14 protein-coding genes and 1 tRNA gene are annotated in these 15,301 nt (G+C 65.0%); 9 read left to right on the top strand and 6 right to left on the bottom strand.

Annotated elements, in window-relative coordinates:
• The first annotated feature begins 15 nt into the window (after positions 1-15).
• The 6 genes from BIWAKO_RS06115 (at position 16) to BIWAKO_RS06090 (ending at position 7,785) form a co-directional block, all read left to right on the top strand.
• Positions 16-2,220, top strand: a complete 2,205-nt coding sequence (locus BIWAKO_RS06115) for a HAMP domain-containing methyl-accepting chemotaxis protein (protein ID WP_069877777.1) — start codon at positions 16-18, stop codon at positions 2,218-2,220.
• An 85-nt stretch (positions 2,221-2,305) separates the two neighbouring features.
• Entirely contained in the window at positions 2,306-2,785 is a 480-nt protein-coding gene (locus tag BIWAKO_RS06110; RefSeq protein ID WP_069877776.1) for a chemotaxis protein CheW, read from the top strand.
• A 17-nt stretch (positions 2,786-2,802) separates the two neighbouring features.
• A complete protein-coding gene (locus tag BIWAKO_RS06105) occupies positions 2,803-3,675 on the top strand; it encodes a CheR family methyltransferase (RefSeq protein WP_084652159.1) in 873 nt (290 codons plus the stop codon).
• On the top strand, positions 3,672-4,778 hold the full coding sequence (locus BIWAKO_RS06100) for a protein-glutamate methylesterase/protein-glutamine glutaminase (protein WP_069877774.1): 1,107 nt from the start codon (positions 3,672-3,674) through the stop codon (positions 4,776-4,778). The genes BIWAKO_RS06105 and BIWAKO_RS06100 overlap by 4 nt, the downstream gene beginning before the upstream one ends.
• A 29-nt stretch (positions 4,779-4,807) precedes the next feature.
• Positions 4,808-6,532 (top strand): coiled-coil domain-containing protein, encoded by a 1,725-nt coding sequence (locus BIWAKO_RS06095; RefSeq protein ID WP_141740001.1) that lies wholly within the window; start codon positions 4,808-4,810, stop codon positions 6,530-6,532.
• A 155-nt stretch (positions 6,533-6,687) separates the two neighbouring features.
• The gene (locus BIWAKO_RS06090) at positions 6,688-7,785 is read left to right on the top strand and encodes a linear amide C-N hydrolase (RefSeq protein ID WP_069877772.1); all 1,098 of its coding nucleotides are present in this window, start codon (positions 6,688-6,690) and stop codon (positions 7,783-7,785) included.
• A gap of 148 nt (positions 7,786-7,933) precedes the next feature.
• On the opposite strand, the gene BIWAKO_RS06085 is transcribed toward BIWAKO_RS06090, so the two are convergent.
• Together BIWAKO_RS06085 and BIWAKO_RS06080 are read right to left on the bottom strand one after the other, a co-directional pair.
• On the bottom strand, positions 7,934-8,938 hold the full coding sequence (locus BIWAKO_RS06085) for a SphA family protein (RefSeq protein WP_069877771.1): 1,005 nt from the start codon (positions 8,936-8,938) through the stop codon (positions 7,934-7,936).
• 467 nt (positions 8,939-9,405) lie between these two features.
• Positions 9,406-9,492: transfer RNA gene (locus tag BIWAKO_RS06080), tRNA-Leu, on the bottom strand.
• A gap of 143 nt (positions 9,493-9,635) precedes the next feature.
• Between BIWAKO_RS06080 and BIWAKO_RS06075 the strand changes: the two genes are divergently transcribed.
• Positions 9,636-10,640 (top strand): complex I NDUFA9 subunit family protein, encoded by a 1,005-nt coding sequence (locus tag BIWAKO_RS06075; protein ID WP_069877770.1) that lies wholly within the window; start codon positions 9,636-9,638, stop codon positions 10,638-10,640.
• A gap of 12 nt (positions 10,641-10,652) precedes the next feature.
• Here the strand turns inward: BIWAKO_RS06075 and BIWAKO_RS06070 are convergent, their stop codons facing one another.
• Positions 10,653-11,642, bottom strand: coding sequence for a quinone oxidoreductase family protein (locus BIWAKO_RS06070; RefSeq protein WP_069877769.1), 990 nt, complete (start codon positions 11,640-11,642; stop codon positions 10,653-10,655).
• 100 nt (positions 11,643-11,742) lie between these two features.
• Here BIWAKO_RS06070 and BIWAKO_RS06065 point away from each other — a divergent pair, with 100 nt between their 5' ends.
• On the top strand, positions 11,743-12,129 hold the full coding sequence (locus BIWAKO_RS06065) for a winged helix-turn-helix transcriptional regulator (RefSeq protein ID WP_069877768.1): 387 nt from the start codon (positions 11,743-11,745) through the stop codon (positions 12,127-12,129).
• A gap of 67 nt (positions 12,130-12,196) precedes the next feature.
• On the opposite strand, the gene BIWAKO_RS06060 is transcribed toward BIWAKO_RS06065, so the two are convergent.
• Positions 12,197-13,192, bottom strand: coding sequence for a 2-hydroxyacid dehydrogenase (locus tag BIWAKO_RS06060; RefSeq protein WP_069877767.1), 996 nt, complete (start codon positions 13,190-13,192; stop codon positions 12,197-12,199).
• Positions 13,193-13,383: 191 nt separating this feature from the next.
• On the opposite strand from BIWAKO_RS06060, the gene BIWAKO_RS06055 reads away from it, so the two are divergent.
• The gene (locus tag BIWAKO_RS06055; protein ID WP_043231914.1) at positions 13,384-13,929 is read left to right on the top strand and encodes an SH3 domain-containing protein; all 546 of its coding nucleotides are present in this window, start codon (positions 13,384-13,386) and stop codon (positions 13,927-13,929) included.
• Between the two features lie 12 nt (positions 13,930-13,941).
• Here the strand turns inward: BIWAKO_RS06055 and BIWAKO_RS06050 are convergent, their stop codons facing one another.
• Positions 13,942-14,721, bottom strand: coding sequence for a YbaY family lipoprotein (locus BIWAKO_RS06050; RefSeq protein ID WP_069877766.1), 780 nt, complete (start codon positions 14,719-14,721; stop codon positions 13,942-13,944).
• An 82-nt stretch (positions 14,722-14,803) separates the two neighbouring features.
• Positions 14,804-15,268: an iron response transcriptional regulator IrrA gene (gene irrA, locus BIWAKO_RS06045; protein ID WP_069877765.1), complete on the bottom strand. Its 465-nt coding sequence runs from the start codon at positions 15,266-15,268 to the stop codon at positions 14,804-14,806.
• Positions 15,269-15,301: the final 33 nt, after the last annotated feature.

Genomic DNA, 15,301 nt, shown 5'->3' with positions numbered 1-15,301 from the left:
TATCGGGGACTGACTATGAGATTGACGATCAAGACTAAGCTGGCCGGTGCCTTCGGCATGGTCATTGCCTTGTCCATGGTGGCGGGCGGACTTTCCTATCAGAAGCTGTCCGACATGTCCGAGACGCAGGGCGTGCTGATCAACTGGACGAATCGGCTGGACCAGATCAGCGACGTTCGCAGCATGATGAACAGGTCGGTTCGCTCGGAAAAGAATGCCGTCATGGCGGCAACCGACAAGGAAACCTTTGCTCATGCGGCGAGTGCGGTCCAGAACCGCCTCGACGCCGTCAAGCTCAGGGAACAGATCCAGGCCCAGGCCAGCGACGATGGCAAGCGCCGCTGGGAGGCGCTGACGCCGAAGATCAATCGCTTCTTTGCGGCGCAGGACGAGGTCATCCGCAACGCCAAGCTGAACTCGAACAACCGCGCTGCCGAACTTTGGGTCAGCGAGATGACGCCGCTCATCCAGGGCGTGACGGTTGCCTCCACGGCTCTCCTGAGCGAGCTCACCAAGCCTTCCGCTTCGCCGGAAGCGCTGCGGCTGGCTCTCGACTTCCAGTCGGTGCGGCTGGAATGGCTTCGACTGACGCGGTCCATCGGGCAATTGTTCGGCGCAACGACCGTTGCCGATGTCGAGAAGCTGCAGAAGTCGGCCGAGATGCAGGCCCGCGACGTCCGCGCCGCGCTCGCCAAGGCTGCGGCCCCCATAGCGGAGCAGGGCGTATCGCCGGCAAACATGCTCGCCGCCTTCGACAAGGGCATCGATTCAGCGCTTCGGATCGCAGCCGTTGCGGGCGAGGCGGGCAACATCAAGGCAAGCACGCTCTCGATGGGGGAAGGCAGCGAGGCCGTCACCGACATGATGGCGGGACTTGACGAGTATACCGACTTCATCAAGCAGTCCGCCGCGGCGGCGGCCAAGGAAGCTAGCGAACAGGCCGCCTTTGCCAAAACGCTGCTCATCGGCATCATTCTGGGCTCGCTGCTGATCGCCATCATCGCCGCCACCTGGATTGCGCTCGCGATCAGCCGCGGCCTCTCGAGCGCGGTCGGTCTCGCCAACGCGGTTGCGATCGGCGATCTCGGACAGTCGATCTCCGTGAAGAGCAAGGACGAGATCGGTGACCTCGTCACCGCGCTGAACACGATGACGGCAAATCTCAACGACACGGCCGCTGTCGCCAATGCGATCTCCAATGGCGACCTGACGGTCGAAGCCAAGAGGATGTCGGAGAAGGACACGCTCGGGATCGCTCTCGAGAACATGGTCGAGAAGCTGCGTGATGTCGTCGGCCAGGTGACGAGCGCTGCGGAGAACATGTCTTCGGGCAGCCAGGAACTGTCGGCCAGCGCCGAGCAGCTCTCGCAGGGCTCGACCGAGCAGGCTTCTTCGACCGAGGAAGCCTCCTCGTCGATGGAGGAGATGGCCGCCAATGTGAAGCAGAACGCCGAGAACGCCAGCCAGACGGAGAAAATGGCCTCGCAGTCGGCGAAGGATGCCGAAGCAAGCGGCGTTGCCGTCGGCAAGGCGGTCGACGCGATGCAGACCATTGCCGCCAAGATCAACATCGTCCAGGAGATCGCCCGCCAGACCGATCTGCTGGCGCTGAACGCGGCGGTCGAAGCGGCCCGTGCCGGCGAACATGGCAAGGGCTTCGCGGTGGTTGCTTCGGAAGTGCGCAAGCTCGCCGAGCGCAGCCAGGCGGCTGCGGCGGAAATCGGGACACTGTCGGCCGATACGGTCAAGGTCGCGCAGGAAGCCGGCTCGATGCTGGCCAGGCTGGTGCCCGATATCAAGAAGACCGCCGAGCTGGTCGAGGAGATCACCTCCGCCAGCCGCGAGCAGGATGTCGGCGCTGCCCAGATCAACCAGGCGATCCAGCAGCTCGACAAGGTGACGCAGCAGAATGCAGCTGCCTCCGAACAGGTCTCCGCGACCTCCGAGGAGCTCTCGGCTCAGGCCGAGACGCTGCAGGCCACGATTGCCTTCTTCCGGCTCGATGAAGGCAGTGCGCGCAAGAACAGTCAGCGCCCGGTTGGGGTCGACAGGGCGGTCACCCAGTTGCGCGGCAAGGCCACGGCCATGGCGACGGCGATCCAGCCGAAGAAGGCGCCTGTCTCCGGGTTGCGCCCGACCAAGAAGGTCGTCAATGGCGGCTTCGCCTTTGACATGGATGGCGGCGAGGATCAGCACGACGCCGCGTTCCACCGCGCCTGAGCGGATACCGGCCCCGCCCGGGAGGCGGGGCCGGTCCTGCTGCCCTTCAATCCGCCTGGTTCCCTAGCCGCATCGCGAGTCTTCCATGGCCGACACCGCCCAATACCTGACCCTTGGCATCGATCAGGAACTCTTCGGCATCGATATCCGCAATGTCCGCGAGATTCTCGACATGCGCCCGATATCGAAGCTGCCACATGCGCCGGCCTTCCTGCTCGGCATGATCGATGTCCGCGGCGCCGGCTACCCGATCGTCGATCTGCGGACCAAGCTCGGGCTGCCGCGCACGGAGCCGACCGACGCGACGCGCATCATCATTCTGGATGTGCCGGTCAAGGGCCGTACGCTGGGCGTCGGCTTCGTCGCCGATCGGGTCTTCGAGGTCACGGGCCTCGACGCCGACCAGACCGAAGCCGCTCCCGATGTCGGCGGTCGCTGGCAGTCGAACTACATCGCCGGGATCGGGCGCAAGGGTGAAGCCTTCATCGTCGTCTTCGATCTCGAGCGCCTGATGGAAGCCGACGGCCTTCCCCTGGCCGATCTCGCCGCCGGTAAGGCAGCCTGAGACCGATGGGGCCAACGATGTCGCATTCCTCGGATTATCTGGCTGACAAGCATTTCTCGGCCATCGCCGCGATCATCGAGAGCCGCGTTGGCATCAAGTTGCCGCCGACGAAGCGCACCATGGTCGAGGGACGGCTACGCAAGCGCGCCCGCGCGCTTGGCCTGGCGGGGGTGTCCGGCTACGGCGCCCATCTGTTCGAGCGCGGCGGGCTCGACGACGAGCTTGTTCACCTGATCGATTGCGTGACCACCAACAAGACCGATTTCTTTCGCGAGCCGAGCCATTTCGAGTTTTTGCGCAATGTCGCCGTGCCGCAGCTGCAGCGGCGGCACGGCTCGCTTCCGGCGGGCCTGAAGGTCTGGAGCGCCGCCTGCTCGACAGGGGCGGAAGCCTACACGGTTGCGATGGTGCTGCAGGACCTGGTGAATGCCGCCAAACCGATCCGCTTCTCGATCCTGGGCACCGACATCTCGACGGAGGTCCTGCGCGAGGCGCGAGCGGCCATCTATCCGCGCCCCTTCGTCGCTCCGGTGCCGCTGGCCATGCAGCAGCGCTATCTCATGAGATCGAAGGATCCGCGGCAGGATGTCGTCAGGGTCACGCCGGAACTGCGCCGAAAGGTCCATTTCGAGCGGCTGAACCTGATGGACGAGAGCTATCCATTCGACCGGGACGTCGACGTCATTTTCTGCCGCAACGTGCTGATCTATTTCGACGGGCCGACTCAGAAAGCCGTCATCGAACGCCTCTTGTCGCATCTGCGCCCCGGCGGATACCTGATGCTTGGCCATTCAGAATCGATGGCGGGCAGTGGCATCGCCGGACTGCAGCAGGTCGTCCCGACCGTCTATCAGGCCGATCCCGCCGCGCTCAGGATGTCAGCAGCATGACCCGCCAACCGATCCGCGTGCTCATCGTCGACGATTCCGCTTCTGTGCGCCAGGTCCTCAGCTCCATCCTGAACGACGATCCGGGCATCGAGGTGATGGGAACGGCGGCCGATGCCTTTGCCGCCGTGCGCCGCCTGCAGAACGAATTGCCCGATGTCATGATCCTCGACATCGAGATGCCGGGCATGGACGGGCTCACCTTCCTGCGCAAGATCATGGCGCAGCGGCCGATCCCGGTAATCATCTGCTCGACCTTGACCGAGGCGGGATCGCGGGCGCTGTTCGATGCGCTCGAAGCCGGCGCGGTCGACGTGCTGCCAAAGCCGCGTATCGACACGCGCAACGCCCTGATCGAGACGGCTGACCGGCTCAGGCACTCCGTCAGGGCGGCCGCGCAGGCGCGGCTGCGCCCCAGGCAGGCACGCCTTCCTGTCGAGAAGAAGCTGACTGCGGATGTCATCATGCCGCCACCGGTCCCGGGACGTGTCCGAAGCGAGACGGATCGCATCGTCTGCATCGGGATTTCGACCGGGGGGACCGAGACCCTGCGGGAGGTTCTCACCGCCCTGCCGGTCACATGCCCCGGCATCGCGGTGGTGCAGCACATGCCCGAAAAGTTCACCGCCGCGTTTGCCCGGCGGCTGAACGGCATTTGTGCGGTCGAGGTCAAGGAGGCCGAGGATGGCGACGAGCTTCGCGCCGGCCGCGTCCTGATCGCGCCTGGAAATCGTCACATGCTCCTGCAGCGCTCCGGCACGCAGTATCGTGTCGCCATCAAGGACGGCCCGCATGTCTCGCGTCACCGCCCGTCCGTCGACGTGCTGTTCCGCTCGGCGGCCCAGTATGCCGGTGCCAACGCACTCGGCCTGATCATGACCGGCATGGGCGACGACGGTGCCCGCGGGCTGCTCGAAATGCGCAAGGCCGGCGCCCACACGCTTGCGCAGGACGAGGAGAGTTGCGTCGTCTTCGGCATGCCGAAGGAAGCCATCGAGCTTGGCGCAGCCCAGCGCGTGGTCGGCCTTGCGCGGGTGCCGCAGGAAATCATGGCCTGGCCGCATCTCGGGCGCGGCGGGGCGGGCGAGATCGCCCAAACCGCCTGAGGGCTGAATCGCAATGCGTTGGGGGCAGAATGTTCCGGAATAACGAAGGACTACCGAGGTTGATCCAGTCGCTCGATGCGAATGCGCGCGCGATCGATGTGACCTTCGCCACAGCCGGGCAGCAGCTTGGCGAGGGCCTGACACTGTTCCAGGCGCTGAACGAGCAGCTCGCGGCCTTGTCAAGCGAACTCGCAGGCAGCGAGATCGAACAGGCCCGTACGGCGCTGCATCGTCTCGCCGGCGAGCTGCGCACGCTGAACGACGACCTTTCCGCCGAAACCAGCGCGCTTCAGGATCTGTCGATCCACAGCCACAACGCCTCTCAGGCCCTGGAACGGCTGCTCGAGCATATGCGGCTCATCACCATCCTCGCACGCAGCGCGCGGATCGAGGCCATCTCCATTCCGATGGTCGGAAGCGATTTCGGCGACTTCGCCGGCGAGATCGGCACGCTGACCACGCAGGCACAGCGCACGATCGAGCGCTGTGCGCGCGATCAGGCGCAGCTCTGCAGCCTTCTTGATTCCGCACTGACGGCGCAGCGCGAATTCGAAGGACGCTATGGCAGATCCCTGGCAGCCCTGGCGGGGAAGCTCGGCCAGACGCTGGCGGAGGTCATCGAGCGCCAGCGCCGCAGCGTCGCGCTGACAGAAGAGGCCGCCGCGATCTCGGGCCGCATCACATTGGCGACCGGAGGCGCCATCATCGCTCTCCAGTCCGGCGACAGCATGCGCCAGAGGCTCGAGCATGCCATTTCCGGGCTGCGCCTGGGTGAGGCGCCTGGAGCGGTCGGCGACCAGGACGGCGAGACACGCGCCGCTTGTGTCAACGTGCTGCTCCGGCTTCAGTCGGCGCAGCTTGAAGCAGCGTCAGGCGCTCTCGGTCCAGATGTCGAAGAGATCAAGAGCGCGCTGATCCTGCTCGACCGCGAGACCACGCAACTGATCGATCTCGTCAGGTCGCTCTATCGCGGCGGCAATGGCGGGGCCGCATCCTTCCTGGTGGAGCTCGAGGCTGATCTGGCCGAGGCCTCAGTGCTGCTGGGCCGATGCGACATCGCCCGTGCGGGCGTCGACCGCGTCACTGAAGCTGTGGCGAGCGTTCTCGACACCTGCCAGGGCACGGTCGAGGCGCTTGCTGCCACCGCCGCGAATATCGTCCTGATCGGCATGAATGCAGGGCTGCGCGCGGCTCGTATCGGCACGGGTGGGCGCAGCCTCGTGGTGATTGCGCAGGAATTGAAGTTCGCGGCCGATCAAGTGTCAGCCGATTCGCGCAAGCTGACTCCAGCCTTCACGCAGATGCAGGCCGCCTCGTCGGTGCTCAAATGCGAGGGGAGACTCGACGCTGCCTATTTCGCCTCCCGCGACCTGACGATGCGCAGCTCGCTCGCAACCATGCGCCATAGTGGCGACCGGCTCGGTGCGAGCCTGGACGAGCTGCTGCGGGAGGGAGAACGGTTCGGCGCCGTGCTCGAGCAGGCCGGATTGTCCTTCTCGAGCACCGGAGCCATGCGTGATCTCATTACGGGGGCGGCGCACGAACTGCTGCGCGCGGCCGGCGCACAACCGCCGGAGACGCATCTGCTCGCGCGGGTCGGAGATTTCATCGAGCAGGAAATCTGGCCGAACTACACCATGGCGGCGGAACGCCATATCCATACCACCGTGCTCGAGGCTTGCGGAGTCGTGGCCGGGGCGCGTGCGCCGATCGCCCTGCCTGCAGAAGCGGATGTCGATGAATTCCTGTTCTGAGCCTGTGCGATCCGGTGGCCCTGCGGCGGCATTAAGTGCAGGTTTACTGACTTTCTTTGTTTCGCTCAAAAGTTGTGCGCTGTCCGGAGCCGTTCACGATTATTGGGCTCCCGCCCGCCTAACAAGACAGCCGCATTACCTTGGAGAAACGTGGCATGCGTCTGGGCGGTTGGGGATTTGTTAAACGGGGCATCGCGGCCGCGCTGGCCGGCCTGATGGCCGGGGTGATGCCGGTTCAGGCCTGCACCAATATACTTCTGATGGCGGCGGATGGAACGCCGGTCTATGGCCGCACGCTGGAATACGCGATCGAGACCCAGTCCGATGTTGTCGTCGTGCCGCGCAACTACGAGTTCGTCGGGACGCGCCCGAGCAATGTGCCCGGCATCAAATGGACGGCGCGTTACGCCTTTGTCGGCGTCATGAGCTTCGGCCAGCCCTTCGTCTCGGACGGCATGAACGAGAAGGGGCTCGCCGGTGGCGCGCTCTATTTCCCCGATTTCGCCAGCTATACGCCGCCTGAGAAGGCCGATGGGCACACCGCGCTGGCACCGTGGGAATTCCTGAGCTGGGTGCTGTCGAATTTCTCGACCGTTGCCGAGGTGAAGGCGGCGCTCGACAAGACTGCGATCATCGATCTGCCTGCGCCGATCGTGAACTTCACGTTGCCCTTCCATTTCCCGATCCATGATGCGACCGGCGCCTCGATCGTCATCGAGCCGATCGACGGGAAGCTGAAGGTCTATGACAACCCGATGGGCGTCCTGACCAATTCGCCGCCCTTCGACTGGCACCTCAACAACATCCGAAACTATGTGAAGATGTCGCCGGTATCGGCCGACCCATTGAAGATCGGTGGGAAGACGTTTGCGCCGTTCGGTCAGGGCTCCGGCTTGCTCGGCATCCCGGGCGACCCGACGCCGCCCTCGCGCTTCATTCGTGCGCTCGGCTATGCCGCGTCGGCGAAGCAGCTTCCCGATGGTCCGCAGACCGTGCGCCTTGTCGAGCACATCATGAACAATTTCGACATCCCGATCGGCTTCATCGACTCGGCTGCGAAGGGTGGTGAGCTCGAATACACCCAGTGGACCTCGGTCGCCGACCTGCGGGCCAAGAAATACTACATCAAGGGCTACAAGGATCAGGTCCTGCGTGCGGTCGATCTGAACAGCTTCGATCTGGATGCGAAGGCCCTGCGGGTTGCGCCGTTCAAGATCAACCTGACGCCGCCGGCGCTCGAATTCGCCAAGTAGCAGCCGGGAACGAGCAGGCAGGAACGAGCAGGAAAGAAAGTTCGGACCTTCGGCCCGCTGCATAAGCCGGCGGCCCGAAGGGGAGGCCTGCAAGCTGAAACTCTGAACGGCCGCGCGGGCATGACCGGCGCGGCCGTTCGTCTATTGGCTATCGAGAGACGGAGAGGGGGAGCGACACCGTGAGCAGACCCACCGTCCCGCGCGCCCTGTTCTCCACGCTGAACTCGCGGAGCACCTTGATGCGCGCCGAGATCGGCGTTTTGCCGATCTCGAAATTATACGCGATCGTTCCACCCAGCGCCGTGGTCCGTCCCTTGTAGGCGCCGAGCTGGGCGCCGGCGCCGCTGTCACCGGTGACCTGCTGATAGTGGTAGCCGATGATGCCGGCCGAAATCGCGCTGGTGATGGCCTTCGACGCGGCCCATTCGACGTGAAACTCGGTTCCTGTCCGGTAGTCCGTCGCGTGATTGGTGCCGTTGAAGGTCACGCCGACCGCTGTGGAGAGGTCGATGCCCGTTTCCGGATCGAACCAGGTCAGGGCGCCGGAGAGGTCGCTCGCCCAGCGATGAAAGGCGAGGTTGGCGAGCTGCCCATTGCGATAGTCGCCGACAGGCACATTGACGAGCGCCGTCGTGCTCCAGTGGAACTTGCCGGAGTGCCATCCCAATGTGGCGGACAGGACGGGGTCCCCGACGATGGTCGCCTTGTCGCGGAGCGAGCGTCCGATGACCGTGTTCGTGCGCGGCGAATCGAGCTCGACGCCCGCCGAGACCGCGACACGCCCGACGGGCAGGACGGCGCCCACCGCAAGATTGCCGCCAAAGGCCTGCCACGGCGTCACCCAGGTTCCATTCAGGAAGTCCGCGCGCGCCTGACTGCGCACATTCGCGATGACCCTGCCGCCCGTCGGAAGCGATTTCCGCGCATCGAGCTTCGCGTCGTAGGAATAGGTGTCACTTTCGAAATAAAATCCGGGCGGAGGCAGATATCCCGCCATCGGCCCGCGACCGCCGAGGAGATAGAAACCCGTGCCATTCTCTGCTGCTTCGGCCGCATGGGGCGCCAGGCCCCAGCAGGCTGCCGCACCGGCCGCGATAAGCGCGCGCGCCGTCCTCAACCCAAGCGCTGTGCGCTTGGTTCCGCCTCGAAGCATAGTCCAGTCGCCCCTCAACATGCGGCAATGCCGCTCGCCAGCCGAATCAATGACGCGACGTTAGGGCGTTTCCCGTCGTGATGGATATGCGGGGCACGACCTCTCGACGGGTTTTGCTCCGCTTACGGCGCCGTGTGGAGATGAAGGGCTGCATGAGCGTGGATGAAGCTTGCCCCGACCATGACAGTCTCGCCGCCGGACGTCGCTGTGCCTCTGGTCCGCGAATGCACCGGGACGTTGGCGGCGTTGGCGATGGCCTCGAAATGGATGCTGATGGCAGCGTCACGGTACAGCCGCGCGCGACCTTAGCGAAGGTCGGCGGGCGCCCGGATCATCATGTCGTCATATCCCCCCTTGGTAGCGAGGGGATGTGGCCTTGCAATCGACTTTTGGAGATCCGCCTGTTGAAGGCAGTCGGCCACAAGTCTTTACAAAACCTAACTCTTCGACGCCGAAGCGATAAAGAGTGGTGCCCAGGAGAGGACTCGAACCTCCACGCCCTTGCGAGCGCCAGCACCTGAAGCTGGTGCGTCTACCAATTCCGCCACCTGGGCAACGGCGGTTCGTTTACGGGGGCGAATGGAGGCTGTCAACGGGGATATCGAGCCGGCATGCGGCTATCTGTGGAATGTTCGCCTTCACAGCGCAGGCCCGATCCACTAGGACAGCGGCAAGTCCTCGGCGGAGCTTGAGAAATATGGCCACCCAGACCCCGTCCTCGCAGCTGATCACGGTTTTCGGCGGCTCCGGCTTCATCGGCCGCCATGTCGTGCGTGCATTGGTCAAGCGCGGTTACCGCGTGCGCGTCGCCGTGCGCCGGCCCGATCTCGCCGGTTTCCTGCAGCCGCTCGGCACCGTCGGACAGATCATGTCGGTGCAGGCGAATCTGCGCTATCCCGATTCGGTTGCTGCTGCGGTTCGTGGCGCGGATGCGGTGATCAACCTCGTCGGCATTCTCCAGGAAGGCGGCCGGCAGAGCTTTTCGGCCGTTCAGGCCAATGGTGCTCGTGCCATCGCGCAGGCCTGCGCTGCCCACGGCATCACCCGTCTGGTCCAGGTTTCCGCAATTGGCGCCGCGCGTGAATCACGTTCCGCCTACGACCGTAGCAAGGCTGAAGGAGAGGCCGCTGTTCTGTCGCTGGTTCCCTCGGCCATCGTCCTGCGCCCCTCGATCGTCTTCGGGCCGGAGGACTCCTTCTTCAACCGCTTCGCTTCGCTCGCCCGGATGCTGCCTGTCCTGCCCTTGATCGGCGGCGGTGAGACCAAGTTCCAGCCTGTCTTCGTTGGCGATGTCGCCGAGGCTGCGGCGCGCGCCATCGACGGGACGATCGCCGGAGGGCGAATCTACGAACTTGGCGGGCCTGAGGTGAAGAGCTTCAAGGAGCTGCTGACCTATGTTTGCGAGGTCACCGGCCGCAAGCGTGTGTTGGCGTCGCTGCCGTTCCCGCTGGCGCGGCTTCAGGCGCGCATTCTGGAGATCGTCAACACCCTGACGCTCGGCTTGCTGCCGGACGAACTGATGCTGACGCGTGATCAGGTCACGCTGCTCGAGATCGATAATGTCGTCTCGAAGCAGGCGAAGGCGGAGGGGCGTTGCTTCGAGGGAATCGGGATCACCCCGACCTCGGTCGAGGCCGTGGTGCCTTCCTATCTCTGGCGTTTCCGCAAGACGGGCCAGTTCGACACAGCCCGCGTCGGCTGAGCCCAGCCTCGCTCAGGGCACCAGCACGATCTTGCCGACCGAACGCCGGCTTTCCAATGCTTCATGCGCGGCGGCGGCCTGCTCCAGAGGAAAGCTGCCGCCGGACAGCACGGTGAGCTCGCCACGCTCGGCCAGGCCAAATAGCGTCGCAAGGTCAGCTTTGACGCCCCCGGCGGCCAGCAGCGGCGGCAGGCTGAAGCCGGCAAGCGATTGATTGCTGGAGATGAGGTTCTGCAGCTGGGCCATGTTCAGTCCGGGATCCCGGGTGTTCAGCGCTCCGAAGAGGACAATGCGGCCAGAAGGAGCAAGCAGCTCCAGGCTGGTCCGTGTCACGTCTCCGCCCGCTGATTCGTAGATGATGTCGGGCCCTGCGCCACCGGTCGCGTCCCGGACCTGAGCGCTCCAATTGGGTTGTGTGTAGTCGACGCCTGCATCGGCCCCGAGGTCCCGGGCGAGGGCCAGCTTGTGCTCGGAGCTTGCCGCGGCGATGACACGCTTCGCGCCTGCACGTTTGGCCATCTGTATGAGCAGGCTGCCGACGCCGCCTGCTGCGGCATTGATCAGGACGGTCTTGCTCGCAGGCTCTGCCTGGCGAACGAGATGGTGCGCTGTCAGGCCCTGCACCATCAGGGCCACGGCCGTTTCAAACGGCAGGCCGCGAGGGAGCGCAACGACGTGAGCCGCATCGACTGCGACATATTCGGCGTAGCCGCCTGAGAAGATGCCGGCTGCGAAGAGCGGGACGGCGACCCGCTCGCCGCGCTGAAAGTCCTGGGCAGCTTCGCCGAGCGCCTCGACCGTGCCGGCGATCTCGACACCGGGGATCATGGGCAGAACGGGCGTTGCGCCATAGCGGTTCTGCCTTTGCAGCGTCTCGAAGAAATTGACCCCGGCTGCCCGGACGCGGATCAGCACCTCGCCGGGGCGAGGGAGCGGTTTCGCGACGTTGGTGGGTACGAGCATATCGGGGCCGCCAAAGCGGTTGATCTGGATGGCCTTCATGGGCGCCTCGCGACAGTGAATGATCCTGCCGGGCGTTCTGGGCTATGATGCGGTCCTGCGACTACACACCGATTTGTCTCTAACAGACCGGAAGGTAACCATGGCCGATCCGATGAAGCGCCTGCCGGTACAGCCGGTCGAGCGCGCACTGAAGGTGATTGCGGGACGCTGGAAGGCGATCATCCTCTACCAGCTCTTCGATCACCCGAGGCGTCTCACGGAGTTGAAGGGGCAGATGCCGCGGATCAGCCAGAAGGTCCTGATCCAGCAACTGCGCGAGATGGAGGAGCATGGGCTCGTCCATCGCGAGATCTTTCAGCAAGTGCCGCCGCGCGTGGATTATTCCGCGACCGCGCTTGGGCTCAGCCTGGAGCCGATCATCCGGTCCCTATGCGACTGGGGGCGCAAGCACGCGGCCGATCTCGACGATCTCGCCAGTCTGTCGGAATGCCGGATTCCTCCCGCCGAGCGAACTGCTGCAGCCTGACGTCGCATTCCATCGCGTGGACCAAGGCGGTCCCGGGGGAGCTGTTCTGGCCCGGCCGGGCCGTCGCTTACAGCATGCTCGGCAGGACGCGGTCCGGCGGCTTGTGGCCGTCCATGAAGGTCTTGATGTTGACGATGACCTTCTCGCCCATATCGGCCCGGCCTTCATGCGTTGCCGAACCCATATGGGGCAGCACGACGATCTTGTGGCTGCGGGCCAGTTTGAGCAGACGCGGATTCACGGCGGGCTCGTGCTCGAACACGTCGAGCCCGGCGCCGGAAAGTTCGCCCGCTTCCAGCATGCGTGCAAGTGCCGTCTCGTCGACGATTTCGCCGCGCGCCGTGTTCACAAGGATGGCATCGGGCTTCATCAGCTTCAGGCGGCGGGCCGAGAGCAGGTGATAGGTCGCCGGTGTATGCGGGCAGTTGATCGACACGATATCCATCCGCGCCAGCATCTGGTCGAGCGAATCCCAGTAGGTCGCGTCGAGTGCCTCCTCGATGCGCGCATCGACGCGCCGGCGGTTGTGATAATGGATCGAAAGGCCGAAGGCCGCGGCCCGCTTCGCCACCGCCTGGCCGATCCGGCCCATGCCGACAATGCCGAGACGTTTGCCGGTGATGCGCCGGCCGAGCATCCAGGTCGGCGACCAGCCGCCCCACTCATCGTCCGAGATGATACGGGCGCCCTCCGAAATCCGTCGCGCCACGGCCAGGATGAGGGCGATCGTCATGTCGGCCGTGTCGTCGGTCAGCACGCCTGGCGTGTTGGTCACGGTGATGCCGCGCTGCACGGCGCTGGCGACATCGATATTGTCGACGCCATTGCCGAAATTGGCGATCAGGCGCAACTGATCGCCTGCCTGGGCGATGATCGCGGCATCGATCCGGTCGGTCACGGTCGGAACCAGCACGTCAGCGGTCTTGACCGCCTCGACCAGCGCAGCCTGACTCATCGGGGCGTCGTCGATATTGAGACGGGCGTCGAACAGCTCGCGCATGCGCGTTTCGACGACGGCGGGCAGCTTGCGTGTGACCACGACCAGCGGCTTCTTCTTCGTCATTGACGGCTCCTCTCCCCGCAGCCCTGCGACAACGCCGCCGTTCCGCCTCAACCCGCCATTAACTAAGGCGTATCAGGAATGAGAACGACGTGTTCACGCGCTGGTTCGTGTCTAGAAGGCGGCGCGTCGGATGACAACATGACCCTTCGCCGGGTACCCGGACCATGGCGGAGCACGAACATGATGCGGAGATGGTGCGGATGAGCGGTCTGATGATGCGGAGCCTGGTTTTGGCGGCGGCAATGCTCGCAAATCTCGGCTCAGGCTCGGCTGTTCTCGCCCAGGACATGACGGCCGGTTCGGTGACCGGGCTGCCGATCCCACGCTATGTCAGTCTGAAGTCGGACCGGGTGAATCTGCGCGAAGGCCCCTCCAAGGAGCATCGCACGAGCTGGGTGTTCCAGCGTGCCGGTCTGCCCGTCGAGATCACCGCCGAATTCGAGACCTGGCGGCGCGTGCGCGATGCCGACGGCTCGGAGGGCTGGGTGTTGCACAGCCTGCTCTCGGGCCGGCGCACGGCCCTTGTCGCCCCCTGGTCGAAGGTCAAGGACGAGGTCTTCACGCTTCATGCGAGCGCCGACGCCGGATCGGCCGTGACCGCCCGCCTGCAGCCGGGCGTGATTGTCAATGTGGTGAACTGCGCGAATTCCTGGTGCCGTGTCGGCGTCGCCAAGATGAACGGCTATATCAAGCAGGAGCGTCTCTGGGGGGTCTATCCGAACGAGAAGGTCGACTGATCCCGTTTCGCGCTACATCCTGGCGAGACGCATGATCGGCGAGCCGCCCGCATCCAGCAGAACGAGCTTGTCCTGCCGCTGGTCGATGCGCCAGCCGCGAGCGGCTTCCAGCGTTGCGAAGAACTTGCTTTCCTGATTCATCGCAGCCGGCGTGCAGGCCATGCGCGTGGAGGCGAGCGGGCCGAAGGCGATCTGGGCCCCGCTGATCGTCGCGCTGCCGCTCATGCGGTTGCAGCCGCCCGTGCCACTGACCTTGCCGTCCGCCGCGAGCTCAAGCACCGATTGCAGCCGGTCCATCACGCCGCCGCCGCGAATATCCTCGGCGAGCCAACGCCCGACGGGAGTGGCTGATCGCGGCGCTGCCGCCTGGTCGCGGGCGACGTGTTCGACCCGGATCGTCGTGTTGTTGCGGCCGCCGTCGAAGACGGTGTGGCGGGTCGTGTTGATGAACAGCAGGCGCTCGCCATCTGTGATGCGCGCCTGCAGGGCATAGGTCCGACGCGGCTCGATCAGCGCGCGGTCGAAGCGCAGCGTGTAACGGATCGGATTGCGGTGCGCCCGAAGGCGTGTCTCGGCAATCGTCTTGGCGGGCGCGTCGGCCAGCGAGACATCGAGCAGGCGGACTTCGACGATTGCCGTCCGTGGCAGCGCGATGCGCTCGCGGAAGAAGACCGTTCCGCGCAATGTCGTCGGCGCGGCGATCGCGCTTCCGGCGGGAGTGACCAGCGCCAGGGCCACGAGGCCGGTCAGGCTGCGGCGGGAGATCAGGGCCTTGCTCGGTTCATGGCTCACGCGTGGTCTCCTCTCGACGCGACAACGCCCGCGCAGAGGGCGCGCAGCAGGGGTGCTGTGAGTGAAGGCTGGACGCGTTGCGTCAGCCGGCGATCTTGCGCAGACGCACGACGACATCGACGCGGGCGATTTCGTAACCGGTCGGAGGCTCCGGCAGCGCAGCGACGTCGACTGCCGAGGCTGGAATATCGATCACCGTATTCTCGCCATCGACCACGAAATGATGGTGGTCGCTATTGTCCGTGTCGAAAAAGGTCTTGGCGCCGTCGATCGCGAGCTCGCGCAGCAGGCCGGCCTGGGTAAACTGGTGCAGCGTATTGTAGACGGTCGCAAGCGACACCGGCACGCGCGCCTTCATCGCTTCCTCATAGAGCATCTCGGCGTTGACGTGCCGGTCGCCCTTGGCGAACAGCAGCCAACCGAGCGAAACGCGCTGCCGTGTCGGACGAAGCCCGACGCGGCGCAGCCGCTGGCGTACGTCATGGAACGGACAGCCCTGCCGATCGCTCGATCCGTAGCCCTGGTTCTGGGAGATCAGATCGCTCATGCGCAGGCTCGGTCTTTCTGGTCTGCAGTGATC

This window comes from Bosea sp. BIWAKO-01 (assembly GCF_001748145.1).
GTDB lineage: Bacteria > Pseudomonadota > Alphaproteobacteria > Rhizobiales > Beijerinckiaceae > Allobosea.
This window is presented reverse-complemented; position numbering and strand designations above follow the sequence as displayed.

What these genes read in the sequence shown, in the direction of transcription:
- BIWAKO_RS06085 (WP_069877771.1), bottom strand. Translation starts at nt 8,938, where the DNA reads ATGCTTCGAGGCGGAACCAAGCGCACAGCGCTTGGGTTGAGGACGGCG.
- BIWAKO_RS06115 (WP_069877777.1), top strand. Translation starts at nt 16, where the DNA reads ATGAGATTGACGATCAAGACTAAGCTGGCCGGTGCCTTCGGCATGGTC.
- BIWAKO_RS06060 (WP_069877767.1), bottom strand. Translation starts at nt 13,192, where the DNA reads ATGACGAAGAAGAAGCCGCTGGTCGTGGTCACACGCAAGCTGCCCGCC.
- BIWAKO_RS06110 (WP_069877776.1), top strand. Translation starts at nt 2,306, where the DNA reads ATGGCCGACACCGCCCAATACCTGACCCTTGGCATCGATCAGGAACTC.
- BIWAKO_RS06065 (WP_069877768.1), top strand. Translation starts at nt 11,743, where the DNA reads ATGGCCGATCCGATGAAGCGCCTGCCGGTACAGCCGGTCGAGCGCGCA.
- BIWAKO_RS06095 (WP_141740001.1), top strand. Translation starts at nt 4,808, where the DNA reads ATGTTCCGGAATAACGAAGGACTACCGAGGTTGATCCAGTCGCTCGAT.
- BIWAKO_RS06100 (WP_069877774.1), top strand. Translation starts at nt 3,672, where the DNA reads ATGACCCGCCAACCGATCCGCGTGCTCATCGTCGACGATTCCGCTTCT.
- BIWAKO_RS06070 (WP_069877769.1), bottom strand. Translation starts at nt 11,642, where the DNA reads ATGAAGGCCATCCAGATCAACCGCTTTGGCGGCCCCGATATGCTCGTA.
- BIWAKO_RS06075 (WP_069877770.1), top strand. Translation starts at nt 9,636, where the DNA reads ATGGCCACCCAGACCCCGTCCTCGCAGCTGATCACGGTTTTCGGCGGC.
- BIWAKO_RS06090 (WP_069877772.1), top strand. Translation starts at nt 6,688, where the DNA reads ATGCGTCTGGGCGGTTGGGGATTTGTTAAACGGGGCATCGCGGCCGCG.
- BIWAKO_RS06055 (WP_043231914.1), top strand. Translation starts at nt 13,384, where the DNA reads ATGGTGCGGATGAGCGGTCTGATGATGCGGAGCCTGGTTTTGGCGGCG.
- BIWAKO_RS06105 (WP_084652159.1), top strand. Translation starts at nt 2,803, where the DNA reads ATGTCGCATTCCTCGGATTATCTGGCTGACAAGCATTTCTCGGCCATC.
- irrA (WP_069877765.1), bottom strand. Translation starts at nt 15,268, where the DNA reads ATGAGCGATCTGATCTCCCAGAACCAGGGCTACGGATCGAGCGATCGG.